This is a genomic window from Ewingella sp. AOP8-B2-18, assembly GCF_052376015.1.
In the GTDB taxonomy this organism is placed as follows: domain Bacteria; phylum Pseudomonadota; class Gammaproteobacteria; order Enterobacterales; family Enterobacteriaceae; genus Ewingella; species Ewingella allii.
Map to the genome: position 1 here is coordinate 63,471 of NZ_JBQSVB010000005.1, position 16,271 is coordinate 79,741.

Sequence of the window (16,271 nt, forward strand, 5' to 3'; positions counted from 1 at the left end):
GAATGAATGTACCCAACCTATTGAAATGGCTGGGATAGCGATTTAAAGGTAATGTCTAAACATAGCACAGGCTTAGGCCGACTGCGGCTTGGCGGCATCGCGTTCCGGCTTCACCATCAGGGTCAGTATCACGGACACCAGCAGGGAGACGGCCATGAAAATGAAAGAGGCCGCCGGACTGCCGGTGTTGCCGTTGAGGTAGCCGACGAACCAGGAGCCGAAGAAAGAGCCGAGCGCGCCGAGGCTGTTAATTAAGGCCATCGCGCCACCCGCAACGTTTTTCGGCAGCATCTCAGGGATGATGGCGAAGAACGGGCCATAAGGCGCATACATCGCGGCGGCGGCGACCACCAGCAGCGAGTAGGAGATCCAGAAATTATTCGGCCCAATCGCCCACGACGCGAAGAACGCCAGCGCGCCAATCAGCAACAGCGGCCAGACGAAAATTTTGCGGTTTTGCATTTTATCCGACGCCCATGACACCAGGATCATGGCGATGGTCGCCGCCAGGTAAGGCACCGAGGAGAGCCAGCCGGCTTCCACCATGCCCATCTGCATGCCACTGCGCAAAATCGACGGCAGCCACAGCACAAAGCCGTAAACCCCGATACTCCACGCAAAATATTGCATGCAGAGTAAAATCACATTGCGCGACTTAAAGGCTTCCGCGTAGTTATGCACGGCCTTGATGCCCTCCTGCTCCTTGGCCAACTGCGCGGCCAGCGCCTGTTTTTCGTCCTGCGACAGCCAGCTCACTTGCTCCGGTTTGTCCTTCACCAGGAACCACCAGCAGAAGGCCCAGATCACCGCCGGAATGCCCTCGAAGATGAACATTTCGCGCCAGCCGAAGGCGTGGATCAGATAGCCGGAGAGCACTGACATCCACAGCACGGTGACCGGATTACCCAAAATCAGGAAGGTGTTGGCCCGCGAACGTTCGGATTTGGTGAACCAGTTACTGATATACACCAGCATGGCGGGCATCACGGCGGCTTCTACCACGCCGAGGGCGAAACGGATCACCGCCAGCATCGGGATGTTGTTGACCACGCCGGTCAGCGAGGCAAAACCGCCCCACAGCAGCAGGCACCAGAAGATCAGTTTTTTGACGCTACGCCGTTCGGCGTAAATCGTGCCGGGGATTTGGAAGAAGAAATAACCGAGGAAAAACAGTGCGCCGAGCAGGGAAGACATGCCTTTGGTGATGCCAAGGTCGTCATTGATGCCCGCGGCCGAGGCAAAGCTGAAGTTCGAGCGATCTACATAGGCCAGACTGTAGGTAATAAAAACGATGGGCATGATATACCACCATCGTCTGATGGCAATTTTGGCTTCGTTCATGACTTTTATCCTCAGTTTCGCGACTGATTAGTATTATTTGATGTTATATAGGGTGCTAACTAAGTGTAGCAAACAGGGTATTTTAGGCTTGGCCCAGTTGCTCGCGGGTCGGCAATCCTTCGCTATCGCCCACCGCCTGCACCGCCAGGCTGCCAATCTTATTGCCGCGCTTCACGGCTTGCTCAAGGCTTAATCCTTCCAGCAGGGCGCTAATCAGCCCAACCGCGAAACCGTCGCCAGCGCCGACGGTATCCACCACGTTTTCCACTTTGCAGGCCGCAACGTCTGCCTGCTCGCCGCCGGCGCTTTTAAACCACGCGCCGTCCGCGCCGGTTTTGATGATCACGGCTTTCACGCCTTGCTCGAGGTAGAAGTCGGCGATGCCCTCTGGCGTTTGTTGACCAGTCAGCAGCTGGCCTTCACCAAGGCCGGGCAGAACCCAGTCTGCGGCAAAGGCTAAGGCATTAATTTCTTTGCGCATTGTCTCCTCGCTGCTCCACAGTATTGGGCGCAGATTGGGGTCAAACGAGATAGTTTTGCCTGCTTTACGCATCTCGCTGGCGGCGAATTTCGACAGTGCCAGAGAGGTATCCGACAGCGCAGCGGCGACGCCGGACAGGTGCAAATGTCGCGCAGCTCCGAAGTAGTCCGGATTGAAGTCTGCGACCGACAGATGGCTGGCCGCCGAGCCTTTGCGGAAATACTCGACGCGCGGATCTTTACCGCCCAGCTCTTTGGATTTGAGCTGGAAGCCGGTCGGAAAACGCTTATCCACCGTCACCTGCCCGGCGTTAATCTGCTCTTTTTCCAGCTGTTTAAGCACAAAGCGGCCAAATACGTCATCACCCACGCGGCTGGCCCAGCCGACCTTCAGCCCGAGGCGCGACAGGCCGATCGCCACGTTCAACTCCGCCCCCGCCACCTGACGAGTAAACTGGCTGACGTCCTCTAAAGGACCGGTTTCACAAGCGACAAACATCGCCATAGCTTCGCCGACGGTGACCACATCCAGCGCGTCGGGTTGCGACAGTTTCGACATCTTATTGCTCCTTGGCTTAGTCGCGGAGTAAATCCACATAGTGGCGCGTCACGGCGGTCAGATCTTCGCCCACCAGTGGGAATTCGATGCCGCGCGGCGCGTCCTGCGGTAGCTTCGCCAGCAGAGGTTTCCAGCTGCCATCGCTGTCGTCGAGGGCCACGGCGTGCCACTTGTCACCGCGTTTTTCGGCGGCTTTGACGTGGACATAGCCCACATGGCTTGCCAGACGATCGGCGGCGGCCATCGGGTCTTGCCCGACCCACAGCCAGTTAGCCATGTCGAACGTCATCGCCAGAGGTAAATGGCGGGACTCGGCGGCGAACATAAACGAGTTCATCAGCGACAAAATGCCGCAATCCGACGTCTGGTCATTTTCCACCACCAGTTTCACCGGGCTGGCGTCCAGCGTGACTTTCAGCGGCGTCAGGTCTGCGCCCACGTTGAAATGGCCCAGTGCCAATTTCAAGCTGCGCGCGCCTAGCGTTTCGGCTTCTTTTAAAAATGTCGGCAACGACGGGTTCACTTTTCCACCCTCGACAAACAGGGATTCCGGTACCGAATAAACCGTAAATAAATTTTTCTGGCGGATCTTTTCGGCCAATTCGGACAGTGAATTAAAGTCGGCGTCATCAAACAGTTCGCGACGAATTTCTACGCCATCGGCACCGGCGTCGGCAACCACCGATAGCAGCTCCGCCTGGCCGCCCAGCGCCTTCACGTTGTCGTTCCCATAGGCCGCCATCACTACCACAATGTCTCTTTTCATCTTGATGATCCTTGTTAGAAATGGCCCAGTCACGTGGGTCAACGTTCAATTTTAGACGGTTAAACGCAGTGCCGATTTTTGTTAAGCACTTGCTGCACCTTTTTAACGCCTTTTCCACAGTAATTGGGACCGGTACCATTCGAAAGCCGTAAGGCTGAAAAGTATGATCCCGCTCACGAAGTAAAAACTGGATTTCACGGCAATAGAGTATATGCTCAACACTATGTGTGGACTCATTGTGCCCACAAATAACCGGAGGCGTTATGGAAACCAGTATCAAAGCCCGCGTGTCAGAGGAGCTTAAGCGCGAAGCGGCCGAGGTTCTGCATGATTGTGGGCTGAACGTGAGCACGGCAATCAGGCTGTTTCTCGAACAAGTGGTTAAGTCAGGAGGGCTGCCATTTGAAGTCAGGAGATATCCGTCTGAGAGTATGAAGACGGCATTGAAAGAAACGGCGGAAATCGAGAGTCATAAAGAGAAATAGCCTACCGCGCGGGGTGGGTAAGCTATTCGGCTAATCAATTCATTCCTAATGTCGAACCACGCACAATCAGTTCTCCGGCGAAGGCTTGCTCGCGGATGGGGTCTTGGCTGCCCTGAATGCGGGTGACCAACTGCTCTAGCGCCGCGACGCCCATGTCATAGGTGGGTTGCTTCAGGGTGGTGATGCCCACGCCAGCCAGCTCGGCCCATTCCAGTTCGTCGAAGCCCAACAGGCCAATGTCCTGACCCCACACCAGCTCCATCCGGCGCATGGCGCGGGCGACCAGCAGCGTCATGGCGCCGTTGGCGGCCAGCACGGCTTTGCATTTGTGCGGGTGGCGGGAGACGAAATCGTGCAGCAAAGCTTCCAGACCGGCGGTGTCGCTAAGCTCCACTTCGCCCTGTTCGGCAATGCGGTCCGGCTCGCGCTGCATGCGTTTGAGAAAGGTGTGTAGACGGTCAAGACGAGTGTTGACCGTCATCGGCTCGCTGAGGAACAAAATAGCCTCGAAGCCTTGCTCTAGCAGATGTTCGGTGACTTCGCTGGTGGCCTGAGCATTGTTTAGGCCTATGACGTCGCAGGAGAAGTTCTCCACTTTGCGGTCAATCAGTACCATCGGCAGTTGGGCCTGTTGCAGCGTCGAAATCGCCGCTTCGCGCATACCCACCGCGTTAACCACCATGCCATCGACCCGATAGCTGCTGAGCAGCTGAAGATAGTGCTTTTCTTGATCGAGCTGATTGTTGGTATTACACACCAGCAACGTCAGGCCCTGCTGGCGGCAGGCGGCTTCGACGCCGCGCATCACTTCGACAGAATAGGGGTTGGTGATATCCGCCAGAATCAGGCCGATTAAGCGCGTTTGCCCACTCTTCAGGCTGCGCGCCATCTGGCTTGGCTGGTAATCCAATAAGGTAATGGCCCGCTCAATCCTTTCTTTCAGATCGTCGGAAAGCAGATTCTTTTCGCCATTCAGATAGCGTGAAACGCTGGTTTTACCGGTTTTAGCCGCACTGGCAACATCACGTATCGTGGCGCGGACGGCGTTGCCCGGCTCCTTTTTTCTGCTCACAACCTTATCCTCAAAATGCATAACCACAGGAGACTAGCATAAAAAACGGGGCCATTAGGCCCCGTAATTACCAAATCGACGCGACTTACTGCAACGGACTGAGGGTGATTTCTACGCGACGGTTCTGCGCTTTGCCCTGTTCGGTGCTGTTGCTGGCGATTGGGTTATCCGGGCCTGCGCCCTGAGTGCGCACGCGGCTACCAGCCACGCCTTGGGTGATCAACGCGCTGCCCACGCCGTCAGCACGCTGCTGGGACAGTTTCATGTTCAGCGCGCGAGTGCCGGTGCTGTCGGTGTAGCCGACGACGTTAACGGCAGTTTTCGGATATTCTTTAAGTACCATCGCCACGCCGGTCAGGGTGTTGGCACCGGCCGGTTTCAGGGTGCTGCTGTTGGAGTCAAAAGTGACGTTATTTGGCATGTTCAGCACGATGTTGTCGCCCTGACGGGTCACGCTAACGCCCGTACCGCGCATTTTGTCACGCAGTTTGGATTCCTGCACATCCATGTAATAACCCGCGCCGCCGCCCAGTGCTGCGCCTGCCGCCGCACCGATCAGGGCGCCTTTGCCGCGGTCATGTTTAGATGATGAAAGCATCCCTACGCCCGCGCCCAGTGCGGCCCCAAGACCCGCGCCGATGCCTGATTTTCCTGCTTCAGATTCGCCGGTGTACGGGTTGGTGGTACAGGCTGACAGGCCCATAGTGACGCAAAGTGCGCCCGCGACCACAAGAAGTCTTCTGTTCATCTTAATTTCCTTTAGGGATGTTTTATTTCAAGCCGAATCGTTTTGATTATGACGCCGCAATTCGTCATAAGTTGCACATAAAAAGGTGTCAAAACATAAAGAAATGAAACCGGCTGTCATAGGGATTTCGGCGTTCTGGCGCTCTTTATGCGGAATTTTGCTGCGTTAAGCAGTAGGAGAATTCCGGTTCTCTTTTTTTGTCACTTCTGCGGATTTTTACGGAACTTTTTACAACTTACTACGGCGCTAAAGGCTTTTGCCAGCGCAGTACCCAAGTGGGGAGAGAAGTACCGGGATGAGTTGTTTCATTGACCACCAAAAAACCCTCTTTGCGATAAAACGCCACCGCGCGGTGATTTTGTTGGTAAACCTCTAACAGCAGCAGTGGGAAATTAGCCTTGGCTTGCTGCATCAACTGTTGAGCAACACCTTGACCATAAAGGCTTTCCTTGATGAACAGCGCGCCAATAAACTGCTTGTTAAGCACGCTGATAAAGCCCTCAATCTCTCCCGCCGCGTCGCAAGAAACCCAGGTTATTGCTTTAGGTAAGAACTCTTCGCGCACCATCGCGGCACTCTCGAACCAGTACGACTCCTCGATAAAGGGGTGGGCGGCGAGGGTGCTTTTCAGCCATAGCAGCATAATGGCTTGCGTGTCGTCGGGCGCGGCGAGGCGGATCATGCCGGGCGGTTTTTAGGGTGGCAGAAGCAGTAAGATTGATGATCGTTCACCAGCCCGGCAGCTTGCATAAAGGCATAGCAAACTGTTGAGCCGATAAACTTAAAGCCCTTCTTCTTCAAAGCCTTGGACATGCTGTCGGACACCGCGGTTTTGGCCGGAATGCCTTCTGGGCCGAGGGGGTTATTGATGACCGGTTGGTTATCGACAAACTGCCAGATGAACGCGGAGAACTCTTCGCCGCCGGCTTGCATTGCTAAATACGCCTGCGCATTGGAGATGATGGCTTTGATTTTACCGCGATGGCGAATGATGCCCGCGTCTAGGACCAGCGTTTCCACATCTTCATCAGTCATTTTTGCGATGCGAACCGGGTCGAATTGGTGAAAACAGCGGCGATAATTATCACGTTTACGCAACACGGTTATCCAGGAAAGACCGGCCTGCTGGCCCTCAAGACACAGCATTTCGAACAGTTCGCGGCCATCTTTCACCGGAACGCCCCATTCTTTGTCGTGATACTCCAGATAAATGGGCTCTTTTGATACCCAACTACAACGTGTCATTACGTTAATCCTTATCGTCATGGCGGTGGCCCATAGTCCTACTAATGGGGCGAGTCTGCAACTTCATGAGACTACTCTGCAACTTCCCGCTTTTGCGTTCTCTTCCTTGACTCCCCGGCATTCTGAACCATAGTCAAAACCACAAATTACGCAATCCTTACATATTGATTGAATTCGACCTCTCGTTAATGATGGAAAATATGATGAGCAAACCTCTGATGGATAAGAAGAAAAAACCTCTTTCGCGCCTGAGCCTATGCGCGCTGGCTACCGCCATTTTGTTAGGTACTAGCGCCTCTGCCCATGCTTATGACCAGCTCTACGTCTTCGGCGACAGCCTGAGTGACACCGGCAACATCGGCCGCTGGACCTTCGACAGCAACACCCATCAGCTGTATGACGAAATTTTGGCTGGCAATATCGGCACCACCTTAAGCCCTTCTTCCAAAGGCGGGTTGAACTATGCCGAAGGCGGCGGCGTGGCCGTGCCGGGGCTGGATTCGGACTACACCACGCAGGATCAGGTAAAAAGCTATTTGGCATCGACCGGCGGGAAAGCTGACCCGAATGGCCTGTATATCCACTGGATTGGCGGTAATGACCTGGCAGCTGCGGCGCTAAACCCCCTCAAAGCCTTGGATATTGCAACCAACAGCGCAACTCAGGCCGCGTCGCAGGTCAATGATTTGCTGAAAGCCGGAGCAGGAACCGTGGTGGTGCCGACGGTGCCAAACATCGGCCTGACGCCGGTATTAATGGAAGGCATTATTCAGGTCGGTATGCTGCCAGTGCAGCAAAAAGCGCTGGAGGCGGCCTATAAGTACCTCAATGCGCAAAATACGCCGAGCACCGATGCTCGTACTCAGGCGATTCACGACGCCTTAAAAGCCTCGACCACCGCAGGATTAGACTTAGAGATCGTGCAGGACTTGGTGTCGAAGGGGATGATTGCCGCCTACGACGCGCTGCGAGGCGTGGCGGAGGGACTGACTGAAACCTACAACACCACCGAAGATATCGCGCTGGCCCAGACCGGCGGCAACATCGCGCGCGTGGACATCAACGGCCTGTTCAACGAAGTGATCGCCAACCCGGCGATGTACGGCTTCGCTAACACAGCGGGCACCGCCTGTCCGGTCGGCACCTCGGCGTCAGAATGTACCTCGAACCTGCCGGGCTTCGACAGCAGCAAAAACTTCCTGTTTGCCGACCACTTCCACCCAACGCCGCAGGCCCACGCGCTGATCGCGCAGTATATGCAGTCGGTGATCAACGGCCCGCTGGAAGTCACTGCCCTGAACCAAGGTTCACTGGCCTTAGCGCGTAATACCCAAGGGCTGCTCGACAGCCGCTACCAGCAGCTGCGCACGCAGGATAACAAAGCCGGTACCTTCGGCATGTTCGGCGGTTATTCCGGGCAGCACTTTGATAATAAAGCGAATTCGTCCCTGAGTAATGGCGATACCACTACCAACTCCGGCAACATCGGGTTGGATTATCAGCTGACCGACAACTGGATGATGGGCCTGATGATCTCCGGCTCCAGTGACAAGCAGCACCCGACCGATAACTACAGCTATCGCACGCGTGGCTGGATGGCGACGGCCTTCACCGGAGTGAAAATCGCCGAAAACGGCTGGATCAACGGCGATATCCACTATGGCTCGCTGAACTATGACGACATCAAGCGCAGCATCACCCTCGGCCCAGCGACCCGCACCGAGCAGGGCGATACCGACGGTAAAAACATCGGCGGGCGCGTGACCGCCGGTTGGGATATCCCCGTGCTGCCGGTGCTGACTACCGGCCCGGTGGCGCAATACAGCTGGGATTACAGCAGCGTTAACGGCTACGCCGAGAAGGACAACACCAGCACCTCGATGCGCTTTGGCGACCAGACCTCCCACTCGCAGATTGGTGCGCTGGGCTGGCGTCTGAACGCACAGCTGGGCATCGTCAACCCGTATGCGCAGGTCACCTATGACCGTCAGTTCGGTGATAACAACTACACCGCCACCGGCGCGATTAAATCGACCCGCACGCGCTTTAGCCGCACCACGGAAGATCAGGATAAAGACTGGGTGGATATGACCCTCGGCGCCAACGTCCAGATAACCGACAGCGTCGCGGCCTTCGCCGCCGTTTCCCAGACCACTGGACTGGATTCAGGCGAACAGACCTCTTACAACGCGGGTATCAGTGCAAGGTTCTAAAAGAATCTTTAAAGGTGCTTTTAAAAGCACCTTTAAAGGCTATAATTACGGCATAGTCTGACAGGAGAAAAACTATGCCGTTTGAAATACTCACCTCATCAGCTGCCAGCATTACTGAATTAAAACGTGACCCGATGGGGACGTTTAGCGCAGGAGAAGGCGAAGCCGTGGCGATTCTCAATCGCAACGAGCCGGCTTTTTACTGTGTCCCGCCTGACGTCTATGCCTACCTCATGAGTTTGGCGGAAGACGTTGAACTGAACCGCATTATGGATAAGCGGCAGGGTGAAGAAAGGATAAGGCTGACTCTGGATGACCTATAAACTCGATTTTTTAAAGTCGGCGCTCAAGGAATGGAAGGCGCTGGCTCCCCCAATTAAAGATCAATTCAAGAAAAAACTGGCCGAGCGGCTGGAAAACCCCCATGTCCCTTCAGCTCGCTTATCCGGGCCAAAAGCCAATCGCTATAAAATAAAACTCAAAAGTCTGGGTTATCGATTGGTTTATCAGGTTGAAGACCAGCAAATCGTGGTCGTGGTGGTGGCGATAGGTAAGCGGGAAGGTGATGCCGCCTACCGATTAGCCGCCAGTCGATGAGCGCAGAGAGGCCGAAACCGACTGCAACCGATCTGTTGTGTCATTCTGGCTGATTATCTTCCGCTCAGCGGGTATACTGTCCGACTCTTTTAAACTCACTGTCTCGCGTGCGAAACCAACATGCAAAAGTTTGATACCAAGACCTTTCAGGGCCTGATCCTGACACTTCAGGACTATTGGGCGCAGCAGGGCTGCACCATTGTTCAACCACTGGATATGGAAGTCGGCGCGGGTACCTCGCACCCGATGACCAGCCTGCGCGCACTCGGCCCTGAGCCTTTTGCGGCAGCCTATGTCCAGCCGTCACGCCGCCCGACTGACGGTCGCTACGGTGAGAACCCAAACCGCCTGCAACACTATTACCAGTTCCAGGTGATGATCAAACCTTCCCCGGACAACATACAGGAGCTGTACCTCGGCTCGCTGAAAGAGCTGGGTATTGACCCGCTGATCCACGACATCCGCTTCGTTGAAGACAACTGGGAAAACCCAACGCTTGGCGCATGGGGTCTGGGTTGGGAAGTGTGGCTGAACGGCATGGAAGTGACGCAGTTCACTTACTTCCAGCAGGTTGGCGGTCTGGAATGTAAGCCTGTTACCGGCGAAATCACCTACGGTCTGGAGCGTCTGGCGATGTACATTCAGGGCGTAGACAGCGTTTACGACCTGGTCTGGAGCGACGGCCCGCTGGGTAAAACCACCTACGGCGACGTGTTCCACCAGAACGAAGTTGAGCAATCGACTTATAACTTCGAATATGCCGACGTTGATTTCCTGTTCACCTGTTTCGAGCAGCATGAGAAAGAAGCGCAAACCCTGTTGGCTCTTGAGAAGCCGCTGGCACTGCCTGCTTACGAACGCATTCTGAAAGCGGCGCATTGCTTTAACCTGCTGGACGCGCGTAAAGCCATCTCCGTGACTGAACGCCAGCGCTACATTCTGCGCATCCGTACCCTGACTAAAGCGGTTGCTGAGGCGTATTACGCTTCCCGCGAAGTGCTGGGCTTCCCGATGTGCAAAAAGAACGAGAAGTGAGAAACAGTGATGACTGAAAAAACTTTTCTGGTGGAAATCGGTACTGAAGAACTGCCACCGAAGGCTCTGCGTAGCCTTGCTGAATCTTTTGCGGCTAACCTGACTGCGGAGCTGGATGCGGCAAATCTGCCACACGGCGACGTAAAATGGTTCGCAGCACCGCGCCGTCTGGCGCTGAAAGTCTCCAACCTGAGCGCCACTCAGGCCGATCGCGAAGTCGAAAAACGCGGCCCGGCCGTGTCTCAGGCTTTCGATGCCGAAGGCAAACCGAGCAAAGCGGCCGAAGGCTGGGCGCGCGGTTGCGGCATTACTGTCGATCAGGCCGAGCGTCTGGTGACTGACAAAGGTGAATGGCTGGTTTACCGTGCGCACGTCAAAGGCGAAAGCGCGCAACACCTGCTGGCACCGATGGTCGCTAACTCGCTGGCCAAGTTGCCAATCCCTAAACTGATGCACTGGGGCGACTCCGACGTGCAGTTTGTACGTCCGGTTCATACCGTGACCCTGCTGCTGGGCGATGAGCTGATCCCAGGCACCATTCTGGGCATCGAGTCTGCGCGCACTATTCGCGGCCACCGCTTTATGGGCGAGTCAGAATTCACCATCGACAATGCCGATCAGTATCCGCAAATCTTGCTGGAACGCGGCAAAGTGGTTGCCGATTATGAGCAGCGTAAAGCCCTCATCAAGCAAGATGCCGAGAAAGCTGCCAAAGAGATTGGCGGTATTGCTGACCTGAGCGAAAGCCTGCTGGAAGAAGTGGCCTCGCTGGTGGAGTGGCCGGTCGTGCTGACCGCCAAGTTCGAAGAGAAATTCCTCAAGGTGCCTGCCGAAGCGCTGGTTTACACCATGAAGGGCGACCAGAAGTATTTCCCGGTGTACGACGCTGCGGGCAAACTGCTGCCGAACTTTATCTTCGTGACCAACATTGAGTCGAAAGACCCGCAGCAAATCATTTCCGGTAACGAGAAAGTGGTTCGTCCGCGTCTGGCCGATGCCGAGTTCTTCTTCAATACTGACCTGAAAAAGCGTTTGGAAGATAACTTGCCGCGTCTGGAAACCGTTCTGTTCCAGAAACAGCTCGGCACTTTGCGTGACAAGACCAACCGTATCGAAGAGCTGTCAGGTTGGATCGCCGATAAAATCGGTGCCAACGTTGAGAACGCCAAGCGCGCTGGCCTGCTGTCTAAGTGCGACCTGATGACCAACATGGTGTTTGAGTTCACCGACACTCAGGGCGTGATGGGCATGCACTATGCGCGTCATGACGGCGAAGCGGAAGAAGTGGCCGTGGCGCTGAACGAGCAGTATCAGCCGCGCTTTGCTGGCGACCAACTGCCAGAATCGCTGGTGGCCTGTGCGCTGGCGATCGCCGACAAAATGGACACGCTGGCCGGTATCTTCGGGATTGGCCAACATCCAAAAGGCGATAAAGACCCATTCGCTCTGCGCCGTGCTGCGCTGGGCGTGCTGCGCATTATCGTTGAGAAAAACCTGCCTCTCGACCTGCAAACCCTGACCGAAGAAGCCGTTCGCCTGTACGGCGACAAGCTGACTAACGCCAAGGCTGTGGATGAAGTGGTTGATTTCATGCTCGGCCGTTTCCGCGCGTGGTATCAGGAAGAAGGTCACGCGGTCGACACTATTCAGGCCGTATTGGCGCGTCGTCCGACCAAACCTGCTGATTTCGACGCCCGTGTGAAAGCCGTGAGTCACTTCCGTACGCTGGATGAAGCCGCGACGCTGGCCGCTGCCAACAAACGCGTTTCCAACATCCTTGCTAAGTCTACCGACACCCTGCTAGACCACGTTCACGCTTCAGTCTTGAAAGAAGCGGCAGAGCTGAAGCTGGCGACCCATCTGGTGGTGTTGCGTGACAAACTGGAACCGCTGTTCGCAGCAGGCCAGTATCAGGAAGCGCTGGTGGAGTTAGCCGCGCTGCGTGAAACCGTGGACAGCTTCTTCGATACCGTGATGGTTATGGATGAGAATGAAGCTATTCGTGTGAACCGCCTGACGCTGCTGTCCAAACTGCGTGAGCTGTTCCTGCAAGTCGCGGATATTTCTCTGCTGCAGTAAAAAGCTATTTATCACCATGCTGCATGGGTTTCAGCCCCTAGCACCAGAGGGGGCAACAATCGTTGCCCCCTCTTTTTGGGCGAAAAACTTAGCGGGAGAAAACGGTTATTACGCCCAGAATAATTAAGATCACGCCAATGGCGTATTGCGCAGTAAAACGCTCCTGAAAAATAAAATAGCTCGCCAGAGGGACTAAAATAAACGCCAGTGCCATCAAAGGATATGCATGCCCTAGGGCTATTTTTTGTAAAACCCATACCCAGGCCAGCGTTGTTACCCCATAGAGAGCTAAAGCTGCCGTCAGGATAAGCAGTCCGCGAACAGAGGTATATGAGCCAGCATGATGGAAGCTCATCGCGCTGAGTTTGAACAGTATTTGCCCAGCCGAAATACCCAAAACGCACAGCAATGCCACGAAGTACGTCACGATTTATCCTCTATTGAGTGGGAGGGGAGGCTATCCCGCTGATGTAAAACCCGCGTCGGGATGGAGGTGGTATCGTGGCCGATAAAGGCCAAAATAAACTGAATACCTATAATGATGGGCATCGCTGCCAACATCACCGTACCGGCGGGCGTGGGTAGGCCAGTGTCCTCAGCGCTTATCCATTTAATCGAACCAAAAATCACACCAAATAATAGAAAGATTATCCCAATAGGTAGCTCGACAGAGGCAAGCGACATGTCTCGAAGATAATAATTATAAAAAATACGCTTTATAAAATTGCGGCAGTGCTTAGCCAAAAAACCACCAATGATAGCGGGAATTTTTAGATTACTTATTTCATTCCCATATTTCGAGTGCATGGGGACATCCATCACTACTGCTCGTAATATATTGAGGTGAAACAGCATATCTGTTTCGAAGAAGTAGCGGTTGCTGATTTTGTCTAAAGGGAGCTGAATGGCCACATCGCGATGCAGCGCGGTATAACCATTTGTAGGGTCAAAAATATTCCAATATCCAGACGAGAGTTTGGTCATAAAGGAAAGTACGGCATTACCGGCAAGCCTAATTCGCGGCATAGTGAGGAGATTTTTCAGATTATGAAATCGATTACCTTTGGTATAATCTGCCTCGCCGCGCAGAATGGGTTTAACAAAGTCCATTAACAGTGCAGGATCCATTTGCCCGTCACCGTCTATCTTTACCAATATCTCCATTTTCTGCTCAATCGCCAGACGATAGCCGGTCATCACGGCTCCGCCGACCCCTTTATTTTCCGGGTGTCGGACAATGTGAATACGCGGATCGCGGGTATTTTCCCGAACGTAATCCCCGCTCTGCTCTGGACAACAGTCATCCACAACAAAAATAAGCTTCACCTCAGGCCCAATAGCAGCAATTACCTGAAGAATGTGCTCCCTGACTTTGTAGCAGGGAATAATGACGGCTATGTTCGGTATCACTCTTGGCTCCCCTTTTTCTTATATTGCTGTCTATCATTTAGCAGAATTAAGGTTGCTATTAAGGCTGAGCAAAGACTCCAGACCATGTAGCGGAAATCTGCAGCAGTAGCGATAAAAAAGAGCGAAGCTGTATTAACTAAGCCACTTAAACTGACCGCAATAACTAACCCACACCGGCCTTTATTATCATCATGGTTGAGAACTCGCCGCACTGATATTAACAGCACAATAATAGCCAGCAGAGTATAGAGCCACGCTCGGTAAATAATCGACGAAGTAAAAGTATCAAAAATAGTTAATAACTTTCCCACATCCTCCATGGAGAGATGCGTGAAACTGATACCCATATATTCAGCGCGATTACCTGGTTGATAGGGATTATAAACCGGCTCGCTATCAGCACCTAAAAGTCGAGTAAATACAAAGAGCCGGTGTTGTAAATAGTCGCCGGGATGTGCCAATACCAGTATTATCCAATCATGAAAGAGGGCCGATTGCTCCTTTTTCTCCAGATAGGGTGAAACTACCTCAAAGGTGGTGGTATTGACATTGGGTGAATACCTTTCCTGCAGATAACTGAACATATCGCGTTGAGGATCTATTCTTGGTAGATAATCCGGCAGCAAGTTTTTATTTTCGGCAATAGAAATGGCGGCCATGTCCCAAATTAACAGGGTGCCGGTCGAATATATGCGTACAGTTTTATGTTTTATCAATGAGCTGACAGCGGTCATTGCTATCAGCACGATGAAACAATAGGTCAGAGTTAAGGCCCAGAGGCGGTAGAGTGATTGCGTTAATTTCTTGCTGAACTGGAAACTCAAAAATAGCAGTAATATCACACCGGGAATGAACCCATTGATGCGTACTGAAATGGCATAGAATAGTGCAATTAGCGCGACGGTGATCCATCCCCAGTGAGCGTTGTTACCATAGCCAAGCAGTGCGGCGACACATAATACCAAGGCACTCATCATGCCGACGTCTTTCCAGACATGCAGAGACGTTATAATCAATGGCGGCCAAAGACCTATCACTAATAGTAATATCAAACGCGCAGCAAGACTCCGCGTGAGCTGCGTGACCAGCAGTAGCAGCGAAAGCCAATAAATAAACTGATGAAACACCAGCATGCTGCCGGTGAAGCCCGTGATGTTAAGTAAGCCTCGCCAAAGGTAAACCATGATGACGGGATGGGCGTCGTTGATAGATTGCAAACCGGCAGCTTGACGATATTGCGACAGGCTATCCACCGACATAAATCCTGGATTGAAATACCAGGAAAAGAAAATGCAGCAGCCAAGAGCAAGCAAAGAAACAATGAAAAGGTTGGCGCGCCGGCTGATGGTCTTATTATCTGATTCCATTGGATGAACTCCTTGTCGCGCACGACGAAAACAGGGCTTTGCCAGTGGCTATCTACATATCTTGCGAAGTAAAGCTTTAACAAGCGTAGTTGTCGCCTCGCATATGCTCAACCTTACTAATGAAAAGAGGCACTCACTAAATTTTGGAAGAAAACCTTTCAAGATATGGAGTCACTAAATTTTATTTTACCTTTGTATATATATGATTCTGGTTAAAGATAGAGCTAAAAATAATCCCCTGATTTAATAGTAAGTTGCGGCCTAATTTAATTTAATAAGTTAGTCTGTTAATGATTCATATTCGCTATCTACCACTCCACCTTTTACGTTAACTCGAAGTGATAGGTATAATCTATATATTAAGATGGAAGGATTCAAAAGGCTGGGCTACTTTTAATTTGGGTTAAGTCAAGTAAACAAAGAGAGAGAACTATTATGAATAAAACAATTATATTATCAGTTTTTATCGGGTTAACTTCCTTTGCCGGTATTGCGGCGGCGGCGGAGCAATGCCCAAAACCTGAAACGGTCGTAGCCACAAAGCAAGAAGAAGATAGTGATAAAGTCATGAGTATGGTTTATTGCTCTCCATCTGCAGATGATTGTAAGTGGAAAGGGTATGACCCTATGGCTGAAAAAGGGAGTGAGGTTGAAACTCTCTTAAACCCTAATGGGGAGCCGACGAAAAATAATGGGTTAACCTATTGTGACTATAAATTAAAAACAGGTGACCAAATTAGGATGACCCTGTCTAAATAATTTTGTTGATAGTTTTTATATAACCTCTGGGCTTATTTCTTTAATAAGATTTAAGCCTTTTTAATTTTTTGTGCAGGCCTATTTTTTCGACAATAACGCCTCTTAAGGCTGTATC

Annotated in this window: 17 protein-coding genes; 7 read left to right on the forward strand and 10 right to left on the reverse strand. The window is 52.7% G+C overall.

The window, feature by feature from the left end; translation table 11 throughout:
• Positions 1 to 72: 72 nt before the first annotated feature.
• The 3 genes from ACT3RR_RS11910 to ACT3RR_RS11920 all read right to left on the reverse strand — a co-directional run bounded on the left by ACT3RR_RS11910 (position 73) and on the right by ACT3RR_RS11920 (position 3,146).
• A complete protein-coding gene (locus ACT3RR_RS11910; protein ID WP_396131754.1) occupies positions 73 to 1,341 on the reverse strand; it encodes an MFS transporter in 1,269 nt (422 codons plus the stop codon).
• Between the two features lie 82 nt (positions 1,342 to 1,423).
• Positions 1,424 to 2,380, reverse strand: coding sequence for a sugar kinase (locus ACT3RR_RS11915; protein ID WP_353503757.1), 957 nt, complete (start codon positions 2,378 to 2,380; stop codon positions 1,424 to 1,426).
• 16 nt (positions 2,381 to 2,396) lie between these two features.
• The gene (locus ACT3RR_RS11920) at positions 2,397 to 3,146 is read right to left on the reverse strand and encodes a sugar phosphate isomerase/epimerase family protein (protein WP_485902954.1); all 750 of its coding nucleotides are present in this window, start codon (positions 3,144 to 3,146) and stop codon (positions 2,397 to 2,399) included.
• Between the two features lie 263 nt (positions 3,147 to 3,409).
• Here ACT3RR_RS11920 and ACT3RR_RS11925 point away from each other — a divergent pair, with 263 nt between their 5' ends.
• A complete protein-coding gene (locus tag ACT3RR_RS11925; protein ID WP_353503755.1) occupies positions 3,410 to 3,631 on the forward strand; it encodes a type II toxin-antitoxin system RelB/DinJ family antitoxin in 222 nt (73 codons plus the stop codon).
• A gap of 34 nt (positions 3,632 to 3,665) precedes the next feature.
• Here ACT3RR_RS11925 and ACT3RR_RS11930 read toward each other — a convergent pair whose 3' ends face one another.
• The 4 genes from ACT3RR_RS11930 to ACT3RR_RS11945 all read right to left on the reverse strand — a co-directional run bounded on the left by ACT3RR_RS11930 (position 3,666) and on the right by ACT3RR_RS11945 (position 6,696).
• Positions 3,666 to 4,703: a LacI family DNA-binding transcriptional regulator gene (locus ACT3RR_RS11930; RefSeq protein WP_496200384.1), complete on the reverse strand. Its 1,038-nt coding sequence runs from the start codon at positions 4,701 to 4,703 to the stop codon at positions 3,666 to 3,668.
• 85 nt (positions 4,704 to 4,788) lie between these two features.
• Positions 4,789 to 5,451 (reverse strand): OmpA family lipoprotein, encoded by a 663-nt coding sequence (locus tag ACT3RR_RS11935; RefSeq protein WP_353503753.1) that lies wholly within the window; start codon positions 5,449 to 5,451, stop codon positions 4,789 to 4,791.
• A 238-nt stretch (positions 5,452 to 5,689) separates the two neighbouring features.
• Positions 5,690 to 6,133 carry an N-acetyltransferase gene (locus ACT3RR_RS11940; protein WP_496200385.1) on the reverse strand — a complete coding sequence of 148 codons (444 nt, stop codon included), beginning with the start codon at positions 6,131 to 6,133 and terminating at the stop codon, positions 5,690 to 5,692.
• Complete coding sequence (locus ACT3RR_RS11945; RefSeq protein WP_496200386.1) at positions 6,130 to 6,696, reverse strand: DNA-3-methyladenine glycosylase I; 567 nt, start codon at positions 6,694 to 6,696, stop codon at positions 6,130 to 6,132. The genes ACT3RR_RS11940 and ACT3RR_RS11945 overlap by 4 nt, the downstream gene beginning before the upstream one ends.
• A gap of 203 nt (positions 6,697 to 6,899) precedes the next feature.
• Between ACT3RR_RS11945 and ACT3RR_RS11950 the strand changes: the two genes are divergently transcribed.
• From ACT3RR_RS11950 to glyS, 5 genes are all read left to right on the forward strand, one after another.
• Complete coding sequence (locus ACT3RR_RS11950) at positions 6,900 to 8,909, forward strand: autotransporter outer membrane beta-barrel domain-containing protein (RefSeq protein WP_496200482.1); 2,010 nt, start codon at positions 6,900 to 6,902, stop codon at positions 8,907 to 8,909.
• Positions 8,910 to 8,983: 74 nt separating this feature from the next.
• On the forward strand, positions 8,984 to 9,232 hold the full coding sequence (locus ACT3RR_RS11955) for a type II toxin-antitoxin system Phd/YefM family antitoxin (protein ID WP_353503750.1): 249 nt from the start codon (positions 8,984 to 8,986) through the stop codon (positions 9,230 to 9,232).
• On the forward strand, positions 9,222 to 9,506 hold the full coding sequence (locus ACT3RR_RS11960; RefSeq protein WP_496200387.1) for a type II toxin-antitoxin system RelE family toxin: 285 nt from the start codon (positions 9,222 to 9,224) through the stop codon (positions 9,504 to 9,506). The genes ACT3RR_RS11955 and ACT3RR_RS11960 overlap by 11 nt, the downstream gene beginning before the upstream one ends.
• A gap of 120 nt (positions 9,507 to 9,626) precedes the next feature.
• Complete coding sequence (glyQ, locus tag ACT3RR_RS11965) at positions 9,627 to 10,541, forward strand: glycine--tRNA ligase subunit alpha (RefSeq protein ID WP_034794259.1); 915 nt, start codon at positions 9,627 to 9,629, stop codon at positions 10,539 to 10,541.
• A 9-nt stretch (positions 10,542 to 10,550) separates the two neighbouring features.
• Positions 10,551 to 12,620, forward strand: a complete 2,070-nt coding sequence (glyS, locus tag ACT3RR_RS11970) for a glycine--tRNA ligase subunit beta (protein WP_496200388.1) — start codon at positions 10,551 to 10,553, stop codon at positions 12,618 to 12,620.
• A gap of 88 nt (positions 12,621 to 12,708) precedes the next feature.
• Here glyS and ACT3RR_RS11975 read toward each other — a convergent pair whose 3' ends face one another.
• Genes ACT3RR_RS11975 through ACT3RR_RS11985 form a run of 3 tightly spaced genes read right to left on the reverse strand, consistent with a single transcriptional unit; the run spans position 12,709 to position 15,397 of the window.
• Complete coding sequence (locus ACT3RR_RS11975) at positions 12,709 to 13,047, reverse strand: DMT family transporter (RefSeq protein WP_353503747.1); 339 nt, start codon at positions 13,045 to 13,047, stop codon at positions 12,709 to 12,711.
• The gene (locus ACT3RR_RS11980; RefSeq protein WP_496200389.1) at positions 13,044 to 14,030 is read right to left on the reverse strand and encodes a glycosyltransferase family 2 protein; all 987 of its coding nucleotides are present in this window, start codon (positions 14,028 to 14,030) and stop codon (positions 13,044 to 13,046) included. Before ACT3RR_RS11980 ends, ACT3RR_RS11975 begins: the two co-directional genes overlap by 4 nt.
• A complete protein-coding gene (locus ACT3RR_RS11985) occupies positions 14,027 to 15,397 on the reverse strand; it encodes a hypothetical protein (protein ID WP_496200390.1) in 1,371 nt (456 codons plus the stop codon). The genes ACT3RR_RS11980 and ACT3RR_RS11985 overlap by 4 nt, the downstream gene beginning before the upstream one ends.
• A gap of 435 nt (positions 15,398 to 15,832) precedes the next feature.
• On the opposite strand from ACT3RR_RS11985, the gene ACT3RR_RS11990 reads away from it, so the two are divergent.
• On the forward strand, positions 15,833 to 16,156 hold the full coding sequence (locus ACT3RR_RS11990; RefSeq protein ID WP_353503743.1) for a hypothetical protein: 324 nt from the start codon (positions 15,833 to 15,835) through the stop codon (positions 16,154 to 16,156).
• Positions 16,157 to 16,271: the final 115 nt, after the last annotated feature.

Excerpts from the sequence above, each read along its gene's own strand:
- ACT3RR_RS11990 (WP_353503743.1), top strand. The coding sequence starts at position 15,833 with ATGAATAAAACAATTATATTATCAGTTTTTATCGGGTTAACTTCCTTT.
- ACT3RR_RS11920 (WP_485902954.1), bottom strand. The coding sequence starts at position 3,146 with ATGAAAAGAGACATTGTGGTAGTGATGGCGGCCTATGGGAACGACAAC.
- ACT3RR_RS11985 (WP_496200390.1), bottom strand. The coding sequence starts at position 15,397 with ATGGAATCAGATAATAAGACCATCAGCCGGCGCGCCAACCTTTTCATT.
- ACT3RR_RS11940 (WP_496200385.1), bottom strand. The coding sequence starts at position 6,133 with ATGATCCGCCTCGCCGCGCCCGACGACACGCAAGCCATTATGCTGCTA.
- ACT3RR_RS11945 (WP_496200386.1), bottom strand. The coding sequence starts at position 6,696 with ATGACACGTTGTAGTTGGGTATCAAAAGAGCCCATTTATCTGGAGTAT.
- ACT3RR_RS11935 (WP_353503753.1), bottom strand. The coding sequence starts at position 5,451 with ATGAACAGAAGACTTCTTGTGGTCGCGGGCGCACTTTGCGTCACTATG.
- ACT3RR_RS11910 (WP_396131754.1), bottom strand. The coding sequence starts at position 1,341 with ATGAACGAAGCCAAAATTGCCATCAGACGATGGTGGTATATCATGCCC.
- glyS (WP_496200388.1), top strand. The coding sequence starts at position 10,551 with ATGACTGAAAAAACTTTTCTGGTGGAAATCGGTACTGAAGAACTGCCA.
- ACT3RR_RS11925 (WP_353503755.1), top strand. The coding sequence starts at position 3,410 with ATGGAAACCAGTATCAAAGCCCGCGTGTCAGAGGAGCTTAAGCGCGAA.
- ACT3RR_RS11950 (WP_496200482.1), top strand. The coding sequence starts at position 6,900 with ATGAGCAAACCTCTGATGGATAAGAAGAAAAAACCTCTTTCGCGCCTG.
- glyQ (WP_034794259.1), top strand. The coding sequence starts at position 9,627 with ATGCAAAAGTTTGATACCAAGACCTTTCAGGGCCTGATCCTGACACTT.
- ACT3RR_RS11960 (WP_496200387.1), top strand. The coding sequence starts at position 9,222 with ATGACCTATAAACTCGATTTTTTAAAGTCGGCGCTCAAGGAATGGAAG.
- ACT3RR_RS11955 (WP_353503750.1), top strand. The coding sequence starts at position 8,984 with ATGCCGTTTGAAATACTCACCTCATCAGCTGCCAGCATTACTGAATTA.
- ACT3RR_RS11915 (WP_353503757.1), bottom strand. The coding sequence starts at position 2,380 with ATGTCGAAACTGTCGCAACCCGACGCGCTGGATGTGGTCACCGTCGGC.